The organism is Psychrobacter sp. AOP7-B1-24 (assembly GCF_052376215.1).
GTDB lineage: Bacteria > Pseudomonadota > Gammaproteobacteria > Pseudomonadales > Moraxellaceae > Psychrobacter.
Genome location: NZ_JBQSVL010000039.1, coordinates 18,047 through 27,515, shown reverse-complemented (window position 1 = coordinate 27,515; position 9,469 = coordinate 18,047). Strand labels below are relative to the sequence as shown.

General features: G+C 42.3%; 5 protein-coding genes. 1 reads left to right on the top strand and 4 read right to left on the bottom strand.

Annotated elements, in window-relative coordinates; genetic code table 11:
• Positions 1 to 217: 217 nt before the first annotated feature.
• From ACT3QP_RS09185 to ACT3QP_RS09170, 4 genes are all read right to left on the bottom strand, one after another.
• Positions 218 to 1,042 (bottom strand): OmpA family protein, encoded by an 825-nt coding sequence (locus tag ACT3QP_RS09185; RefSeq protein WP_192519948.1) that lies wholly within the window; start codon positions 1,040 to 1,042, stop codon positions 218 to 220.
• A gap of 103 nt (positions 1,043 to 1,145) precedes the next feature.
• Positions 1,146 to 2,126: a type VI secretion system-associated protein TagF gene (gene tagF, locus ACT3QP_RS09180; RefSeq protein WP_192519947.1), complete on the bottom strand. Its 981-nt coding sequence runs from the start codon at positions 2,124 to 2,126 to the stop codon at positions 1,146 to 1,148.
• Positions 2,123 to 6,196 (bottom strand): type VI secretion system membrane subunit TssM, encoded by a 4,074-nt coding sequence (gene tssM, locus ACT3QP_RS09175; RefSeq protein WP_444525271.1) that lies wholly within the window; start codon positions 6,194 to 6,196, stop codon positions 2,123 to 2,125. The genes tagF and tssM overlap by 4 nt, the downstream gene beginning before the upstream one ends.
• 169 nt (positions 6,197 to 6,365) lie before the next feature.
• Entirely contained in the window at positions 6,366 to 7,979 is a 1,614-nt protein-coding gene (locus ACT3QP_RS09170; RefSeq protein ID WP_444525270.1) for a hypothetical protein, read from the bottom strand.
• 569 nt (positions 7,980 to 8,548) lie between these two features.
• Here ACT3QP_RS09170 and ACT3QP_RS09165 point away from each other — a divergent pair.
• Positions 8,549 to 9,466, top strand: coding sequence for a M15 family metallopeptidase (locus tag ACT3QP_RS09165; protein WP_225739230.1), 918 nt, complete (start codon positions 8,549 to 8,551; stop codon positions 9,464 to 9,466).
• Positions 9,467 to 9,469 lie beyond the last annotated feature (3 nt).

Sequence of the window (9,469 nt, the reverse complement as noted above, 5' to 3'; positions counted from 1 at the left end):
AGCATATAGCCTATCAGGGTGCATGGGCAGCACGGTGTTGGTCAAGCGAAGCATGGTAGTGTTCCTATTCTTTGTGCAACGGCATTATGTTTTTTTGAGCGTTGGCATCAAAACATAAGTGTTTGTCTGCCATTATCATTACGTGTGGCAACATCATTCGACGATATTGTTATTTGACGACAGTGTTATTCAACGACAATGTTATTCAACGACAATGTTATTCCTCGAGGGTGAATTCGATACGGCGGTTACGAGTCCGCCCTTCTTCATTATCGTTACTAGCGATAGGATCTGTGTCACCTTTACCTGTCGTACTAAGCCGAGCAGCATCGATGTTTCGACCGATAAGATACTGCTTGACGGCTTCAGCACGATCGTTGGATAGGGCTAAGTTGGCAGTAGGGTTACCGACATTATCTGTATGCCCAGTGATGGTGACCGGTTTATCACCGACCCGCTGCAACACGCCTGCCATATCATCTAAAATACCAAGCCCCATAGGCGTGAGATTAGCGCTACCAGATTCAAACTCGACAATACGGTTGCCAAGAGTCTCATCGATGAGGCGCTGTTCACCTTCTACGATGACCAGCTGGTTATCTAACTGATAGAGGTCGGTTAGGCGTGTAGAAATACGATTTTGGATTGCTTGTTTTTGTTCCAAGCTACTTACTTTGCCATGTAAGCTAATGGTTGTACCATGAATATCGATACGGCCCTGACTAATATTAGAGATGTCACTATCGATAATGGCTGTGGCTATCTGTTGCCAGTTGGTCGGTATACTGATATTCGACCGTACTTCGATCTCATCTCGGATGGTTTTATCGGGATATTGCGCCTTTAGCTTCTCTATAAGCTGCTGCTTGTCTGAGCTAGTCGCAACCACACCTTTGATGACGACAGGTACGTTTGGTGTTAGACCATTATTCTGCGCTGCAACGACAGCCGCACTGATGGGTAGTGTTATAGCAGCCGCTAACAGCAATTTTTTTGAGTGACCCGTTAGCTTGGAGTTTAGTATGTTAGAGAGGACCTTCATTCAAGTGCCTTTTTAATCTTAATAGTATTGAGCAATTATCAAATATAGGTGTCTGATATATAGCGATGACCGCCTATCGTAATATCATCTTTTTGATGCACGATTATTGTGCCAAAAACGTCTTCTTAAACAATTGCCTAGTATCATACAGGTAGAGGTTGTCTTGTAACAAGACTTTATTGAAGCGAGTCAGTCCGATATCCTCATCGATATAACCTTGCGTCCAGTCACTATGAGAGATAACCACCCAATCTTCGGGATAGCTGTCTTCGCTCTCTGATATTTGACTCAGTATATGCCCATCAGGTTTTGTGAAGCTCAATAGTAGGCGATAGCAATTAGAAACACGGTAGAGATAAGTATTCAGATAGAGTTGATGTGGTTGATAAAACCCACTGATCAAATCATGCCAAAAAGTTGCCATATGTATGGAGTTCTCTCTATCAGAAGTGAGTGACCAACAGATGACTTTATTAAGACCTTGAAAGCCTTTGGCAAAAGTAGGCAAAAACAACAAGCCAGTGGCGATGATTTGCTGTATCAATTGTGATTTATCGATGTTCATCAATATGGCGATATCTTGCAAAGTAGAGGTATTGATAAAGTCGTAATAGTGAGTACTGGCATTATTATTGATTCTAATCTGGCTGTGGTTGAGGTAGTCCATCAACTCAGCATTGTCAGTTTTAGACTTAGCTATGCTGAGGATTTCCTGTGTATCGTCCCAAATGGTAGCAGACTTAATTGGTAAATAATTCATCCAGCTTTTTGGCTTGTCAACATACTGGACGCCAAAACCTATAATCGGATAGTTACGATAACTGCTATCGTGACTAGGAATAAGCACACCGGTGATAATCTCATTGGATGTGGTATTCACGTGACTAAAGTTTAAAAAAGCTGTTTTGTTGGTTGTCGTCCTATCTACCAATCTGTCGCTAAATAGTGTTTCTGAGCTGACTAAAGCTTTGCTGACCCACTCATCAATGGCATTGCTTTCAGGAATGTGTGTGCGTGCCCGTACAAAATCGCCACGGGCAGGCAGTTTGCCAAAATATACTAAAGGTAACGATTCAGGAGTCACGGCGTTGGCTCCTGTGTGTCAGTTGTGGTTGTATTGCTATCCGTTGTGGTAGTAGGCGTGTCAGTTTGGTCACTGTCACTGTCACTGTCACTGTCACTGTCACTGTCGTCAGTCGTGGGCGTCAAGTTCAACGCATTTGGTGCTGGTGTTGGCTCCGTTGTACCATTGTCTTCACTGCGTGGCGCAGTCGGGCTGTTTACTGGGCGCCCAGTTGATGTACCGCTGTTAGCTTCATTACCGTTAGCTGAATTACTGTCAGAGACCGGCATTGCCGAACGTGTAACACCAAGAGCGATTACTTCATCAGGTAGCTTCATACCAGTAAATGGATTGCTTGCACGGCCTTGAGGGGTAGTGCCACCACCACTGCCACTAATCAGTCTAAAGCGTACTGGAATAGTAATGCCATCACCTGACCATGCCATCTCAAAGATGTCATCGCCAAGTTCAGTGCGGCGAGCACTATTGATCATTCTTTCTACCCCAAAGCTACCCGCTTCTTCAAACACAGTAAAGTCTCTACCGTCATAATCTTTGGCCCGGATACTAGCACCAGGCTGGCTACTTGGGTTGGGCCATACAAATGTGGTCCAAGCTTGGGTGCCCATACGATAGCGAAGCTGCTGACCGTCGACCACAATCGTATATTCAGTCAAGCCACTAACTGGTAATGGCATAATCTGGAATGTGGTTTGGTTAGCCGCACCGTTAGCATTAGTACCACCAGCAGGGCCAGCGCTACTGTTACCAGTATAGTTGGTGAAATAACGACCAAAATCAGCGACAAACTGTGGGTTCAGGCCTAGACCTGCACCGTTCCAAATCTTGCTCGATATCTGATCACCGCGACGAATGATAAAGGGTGATAGGGTTTCATTAACGAATCGTGCCACATAGCCATCTTCACCAAAGAACTGACCAATCTCTGCAGGTGTTGCCTCTAAGTTGGCATTTGCAGTGAACGGGTATTTTTTCTCTAGATTATCAAGGAAAGGCTTACGTACTTGCGCTTTCCATACCTTGTTAATTTCAGCCTTAGTTGGTGTCAGTAGCATATTGAATGAACGCGTTAGTGGCTCACTCAATAATGGGCGGACAAGTTTTTTAATTTCAGAGTTGGCTTGGCTAAGTATCTGCTCATCCAAAATTTGTAGCGACTTGGTCAACTCTGAGCCATCAGGACTGAGCGTCTGTGAAGCAAACAATAAAGCATCAGGACCGATATCATCACTACGCGCAATATTATTGAAGCGTGTTCTAACGTCACCTAGACTTGCTAAGTAATTGTCTAATAAAGACAAGTCTTGATTGTCCTCTCTGGGTACGACTAATGCATGTATGGATGAGAACTCTTGGGCAATCACACCTGATGGTGCTGCAGGAGTTGAGGTGTTACTAGTACCACCACTGTTACCCAAAGCTGCTTCTGCCTGTCGCAGTTCGGCTGGGCTCTGTCTCAATATGGTTTGCTTAAACCAATTGACAAATGAGCGTCGAGATTCACCACCATTTGCAGCAGCTGGAGTAGATGCTTTATTGTCCCACTGAGTCTGACGATCAACCGTTACAAACAGGGTTTTTAATGGTGAATCTGCCGCATTAGATAGCTGACTTAATAGCACTGCATGATCATCGAAACCCTTGCTATCACGAATATATACTTGTGATAAAAACCGCTTCCATTCGCTGATATATTCTTGTTTATAGCGGTTGACCAAGTATTGTCTTATTTGTTCAGGACTGCCTGTCAACGTAAGATCGTTTTGGCTACTGGTTGCTAGTACCCAATCATCTGCTACCACTCTAGTAGTGGCTGCTTTGTCGATCTCATCACTGACGAAAGAGTCCCATGCTTGTCTGGTAAAGGTGCCTGAAATAACGTGGCTACCGAGTAAGGTTTCATTGGCAGTATCTTGAGTGATTTGGGCGACTGTTACGGATGGAAAACGGGCAGAGGCACGCATTTTTATTTCAGAGTAGACCCGATCACGAGCAGGTTGCCCCTTGCTAACTTTTGACAGAGTATTGCGTGTGTTGTCTACCAGTCCCAAGTCGTTTTGAATAAGTGGGAAAGCAGGATCATCGACATGAGCCAGTGTGAAGCTCAAGATGCGCTCGGCTTGACGAATCATTTTGTCACGTGGCATATCCGCACGGTTAGATTCAAGCCAATTACGCCAAAAACGCGTCATCTGATCGCTCAAATGACTGGTTTCGAGATGTTCATGACTACTTAGCATCAGATAGGCTTTCAGAGCATTATAAGCATCTTCAACGTCTGTAGGGTCAGACTGGATATAAGCGTCATTAGAGACTTCTTCTTCAGCCGTATCGTCAGAGGCTTCTTCTGTACGCACTTCTAGCTGTGCCGCATTTGAATTTACCTCTGACAGAAACTGTTCGAGATTTTGTTTGGTAGGTGCCAACACAATAATATTAATACCGTTATAGTACTCAGCCAATAGCTTTTGTTTCAGCTTATCGCCCTGATACAGCCCAAAGCTTAGAGACAATGGTTTGTCTTCTTCGTAGCCTTCGAGTTGTTCTATACGGCTTTGCAAGATATCAAGTGATTCAAGCTGCGACTGCAGATCACCATTAGCATTTTTTTGTAGCTCGGCGACTTGTTGTAAGTCGGCGACAACGCGTTCAGTGAGTTGTTTATTATTGGTGTATGACCATGTCCACAGACCGGCAGCTGCACACAATGCAACCACGGCAGCGAGAGTTACAATCGCACGATGACCACGCTTATTACGGTTTTTGTGTTGTTTGACGAGATGCTTGTCTTTTAAGATGACTTTTGAAAATAAATCTTGTAAAAAATAAGGCTTGTCTGCAGATTCTTGCTGTGCATTGAGTGGTACAGCAGGTGGACGCAAATCGTAGTTTTGTACCATTTTCAGCGTCATTTGGCTGCTAACTTGCCCATCCTGTAAGGCACTGGTAAAGTAAAATCCGCGCAGGATTGGCTTAAACTGAAAAGGATTGTCTTCAAACAAAGCATGCATCAGCGTCCGTATCATCGGACGTAACGATTGAAACTCCATAGGAAACGTCATAAGACTGGGAGAGACAGTCCGCTGATGACGCAAAGACAGTTTGGTGGTACTTAAATCCTTCAGACCGTTGACCAATATACCAAAATGGTCTTCAAACACATCAGTAATATTTATATTGTCAGGGTCTTCAGGGTAGGGGATGGTTGCGCCCCATACTTGATTGCGCTCTTCTTGCTCATAGTCGTTAAAGAAATCACGGAAGCCTGAAACCAAATCCATCTTGGTAAATACTACATAAACAGGCGCATAGACCTCTAGTTGTTCGGTTAAGTCTTGGACACGACTGCGTAAATTTTTGGCCAAATCTAGTGCATAGTTTGGATCATTTTTGGTCAGCTCAGCGATACTAACAGCGATGATAATGCCATTAATAGGCGCTTTAGGTCGGTTCTTTTTAAGTAAACTTAAAAAAGACAGCCATTCTGAGCGATCGTCTTCATAGACAGAATAACGTCCAGCTGTATCAAGCAAAATCCCTTCGGTTGAAAAAAACCAATCACAGTTACGTGTACCGCCAACCCCTTTTACAGACAGTTTGTTGGTCTGATCCATAAATGGAAATTTTAAGCCGGAGTGTAGTACCGCTGAGCTTTTTCCTGCTGCTGGATTACCAATGACCATGTACCATGGCAGCTCGTATAATGCCGCTTTACCTGTTTGATCACCAAGTTTTGACTTGCGAATCGTCTTAATAGCGTCTTGCATTTGCTGACGTAATGCCTGCACCTCTTGGGTGTTTTCATCTTTTACTTTATTAGTAGCCTCTTTACTAGCACTTTCATTGGCATTGTCTTCTACCAGATCTGCCAGATCCTCTGATGCTTTTTTACGCTTTTTCCATAGATAGTAGGCGACAAAACCTAATACGATACATGCAATTAGGATACCGATAATCATGAAAAAGGTTTTAAGAGGGACATAGTCATATAACAAGACTAAGGCGACTATGATGCCCAAAGCTACTAGCACTCTTGGGTTATAGATAAGATGAAAAAACCTTGAAAACATGCGTGCTACCTAGTGTAATCTTAAGATAATAAAATGAGTGTCTACAACGATACTACTAATCAAAATGACGTCATCAAATTGATGTTGCTAAAAGCCATACTGCCAAAAGTTGGGTCGTTAAAAGCCATGTTGCCAAAAACTGTATTGCCAAAAACTGTATTGCCAAAAACTATGGTTCTGATTTCTGAAAGTCATCTGCTAACCACAGCATAGAGCAATGCTTATGTTGAGTAATCAAAAATACGCTGTCTGACTCTTGTTGGTCTTTTTCTGCTAAGTTAACGAACAACGATAGGCTAATAAATGGCTTTAACCAGTTATTCAATGGCATATAATGCCCTAAATGGTATTCATTTACTAGAGCGCCTTTTGTGATAAACGCCTCAACAAAGCTCATATATACTGACATATCATAAGGTTGTGTTGATGGATTAATGTCTGATATAGCGGTAATACTAGTATCTAATGGTGCAACATTAGTCTTGGTTTCGGTGTCGTCTGGCTTTGTTGTGGGTTTGTTTAGCGTTTTTGGCGATGCCGTATTAGTCGGTACTAATGACAGTTCGTTATCTATCAATAAATTTTTAATAGTTGTTAAGTGGTTTAGGTAACCACGTCTATTATTCATGCGTTCAGTACCATGGCTATCGTGATGTTTAGCATCAGGTGTATGCACCTCTGTCAATAAAACGCTGGTGCTGGTCTCAATGTTGAGTAAGTCTTGAGCCGCTTTATTAAAAAACACTAGCAATGCACCAGCCTCAGTAGGAACGATATTAGACGTTTGCTGTGAGTGTAGGTGCGTATCGAGCCAATCATCACTCAGCTGTGTATCTGCAATGATAAGTAAGCGCATTTCAGGCATTGCTGACAGTGATAATGATGTGAGGTGTTCATTGATGAAGCTCGCCGGGTCGCTTTCACCTTTGTTTTCTAAGTCTTTTGCATCATCATTATTGGTCTCGATCAGTGTAAAAGAGAGTAAGGTCTCGGGAATACCGTAGGTGGCTAAATGTTCTTTTACTATTGCAATCAGAGGTGCAGAGTCGGCTCCAATAGGTAGGCATAAATAGATAGGTAGAGTGGATAGGTGAGCAACGGAGGTTGCCGTTATTGTATCTTCCTTATGCTTTTCTTCGGAACCAACCAAGTAATGTTGTTGCCATTCAGGGTGGACATTAATAGCTGAGTTTGGCTGAGTATTATCTTGTTGATACTGATCGAGGTGTTCAGCAAGGGTAGACCACAATTCCTCACTCAAAGTAAGCTGCTCATGAATTAATGAGCATAAACGTAATGTTATATCGTCTGAGGGCTCATCAGATATATAGCGATAGGGTAGTGATGTAGCATCAGCAAGTCTAGTGATTGGCTTTACCAACACTGGCAAGCCATCGAAGTCTGTCAGTTCATCACTTAATAAAGTCAGATCTTGGTCGTTATTAATGACATCAGACCAACTGTCGCCCTCAGGTAAGCAAATACGGCTAAAAACAAATAGTTGATAAGTATCGGGTAGTTTGGCACTTTCCTTTTTATTTGAAGTCTCATCAAGGGTGTCAGACGCCTGACTTTCTTGCTTATCCAGTTTTTTTTGCCACCATAGGAGTGCCATGATAGTACCAAATAATAGTATAGGAATAGCGACAAACCACAGCAATAAGCCAGAAGAAGTAAGCTGTCGGGCGTTATCTTTAAAGTACATCCAGACTAAGAGAAGGTAGACTGCTAAAAATGCGCCTAAAATAAAACGGCTGTACGACAGTATTTTTTTTGCGCCCACTTATCTGAACTCCCTATGTGTTGGGTTGTTATTATAATTATTACCATGTAATCAAACTTTCTAGACCATATTTTATGGTATTAATAGACTTCTTTCTACTATATTTGGCGACTTTATTTCACTTACCTGTGGCTAGATTGTAAGAGGATTGTACAGTTGAGAGGTCTTTATCGAATGAGATGGCGCTACAATAATTAGCGATAGCAACGATATGCGGTAAATAGCAGTAAATATAGACAGTATACGGGCAGTATAAAAAGATATTAGAGGCGTTTAATGTGGTTAAATTTTTTTTATTAGTATAATTAAGTCAGCTTTCTTTTAAACAGATACGATTTGTCTATATAATACTTGCGAAATAGAATTTATCAACGCCTGTTTGCCTTCATCTTTATCGTTTTAACAATTGTTGCCGCTTATTTATGATTTACGTGATTGTGTCTGCTTTTACATTTATCTCTATCATCATGATTGTCATGCTTTTTGATAGGCAGCTATTCACGCGACTGTTAAATAATATTACGATAATTTTTCAGAAATTATTTAGTGCTAAATCCAAGTCGACATCAATGCGCACTTCAGCATTAAAGACCCAATCAAAGCCGTTGCGCGCTCATATACAACAATTAAAAAGCAAAATTAAAAGGATAGATATTTCTCGGATTCCAGTCATATCAGCACTGTCGTTAGTGATTGTTATGGCAACTGCTGGGCTGTGCTATGCCTTAATTACCAACTATTCTCTTGAGGTATATCATGCGAAAGATACGACACTCAGCACCCCAAGCAATCAAATCAGCCAGTTATTAATCGGAGAACGTTTGCGTCCGCCACCAACGCCACCTGAAGAACTATTTGCTGAACTAGATGCTGAAATTGCAAGTTATCAAGCGAGCACAGCGGATGATGGCTATTGGCCAGATAGTCAGACGAACCTACCTCAGACTGACAGACCACTAATGCTACCTGAGCCTGATTTGTCTGATTTAAAAGTCCAAGATAAGAGCACTGGTTATTCAGGCGATATATTAGCGTCACATCTTAGTAATGGTGATATCAATATTAAGAACGCTGACCGTAATTGGAAAAAAATGAACTCAGAGTTTGTTCAACGGCTGTTGACTGTGTATAAGGTGATGAGTGATCAATATGGCTATGAGATGGTGCTTTTAGAAGGTTATCGCAGCCCTGAAAGACAGGCAAGGCTGCTTAAAAAAGGTTCTCACGTGACAAAAGCGGGATCATACAAGAGCTATCATCAGTTTGGTTTGGCAGGTGACAGTGCTTTTATTAGGAATGGTAAGATTGTCATTACTGAAAAGGATCCTTGGGCGATGCGAGGTTATAAATTATATGGTAAAGTAGCGAAGTCTGCTGGACTTGTGTGGGGTGGTGACTGGCGCATGATGGATCTTGGTCATGTTGAACTACGTAAAAAAGGGGTGCTCGGCCACCCAGAAATGGCAGAGATTTTGACCAGTCAATAATGA

Excerpts from the sequence above, each read along its gene's own strand:
- tssM (WP_444525271.1), bottom strand. The coding sequence starts at position 6,196 with ATGTTTTCAAGGTTTTTTCATCTTATCTATAACCCAAGAGTGCTAGTA.
- ACT3QP_RS09185 (WP_192519948.1), bottom strand. The coding sequence starts at position 1,042 with ATGAAGGTCCTCTCTAACATACTAAACTCCAAGCTAACGGGTCACTCA.
- ACT3QP_RS09165 (WP_225739230.1), top strand. The coding sequence starts at position 8,549 with ATGCGCACTTCAGCATTAAAGACCCAATCAAAGCCGTTGCGCGCTCAT.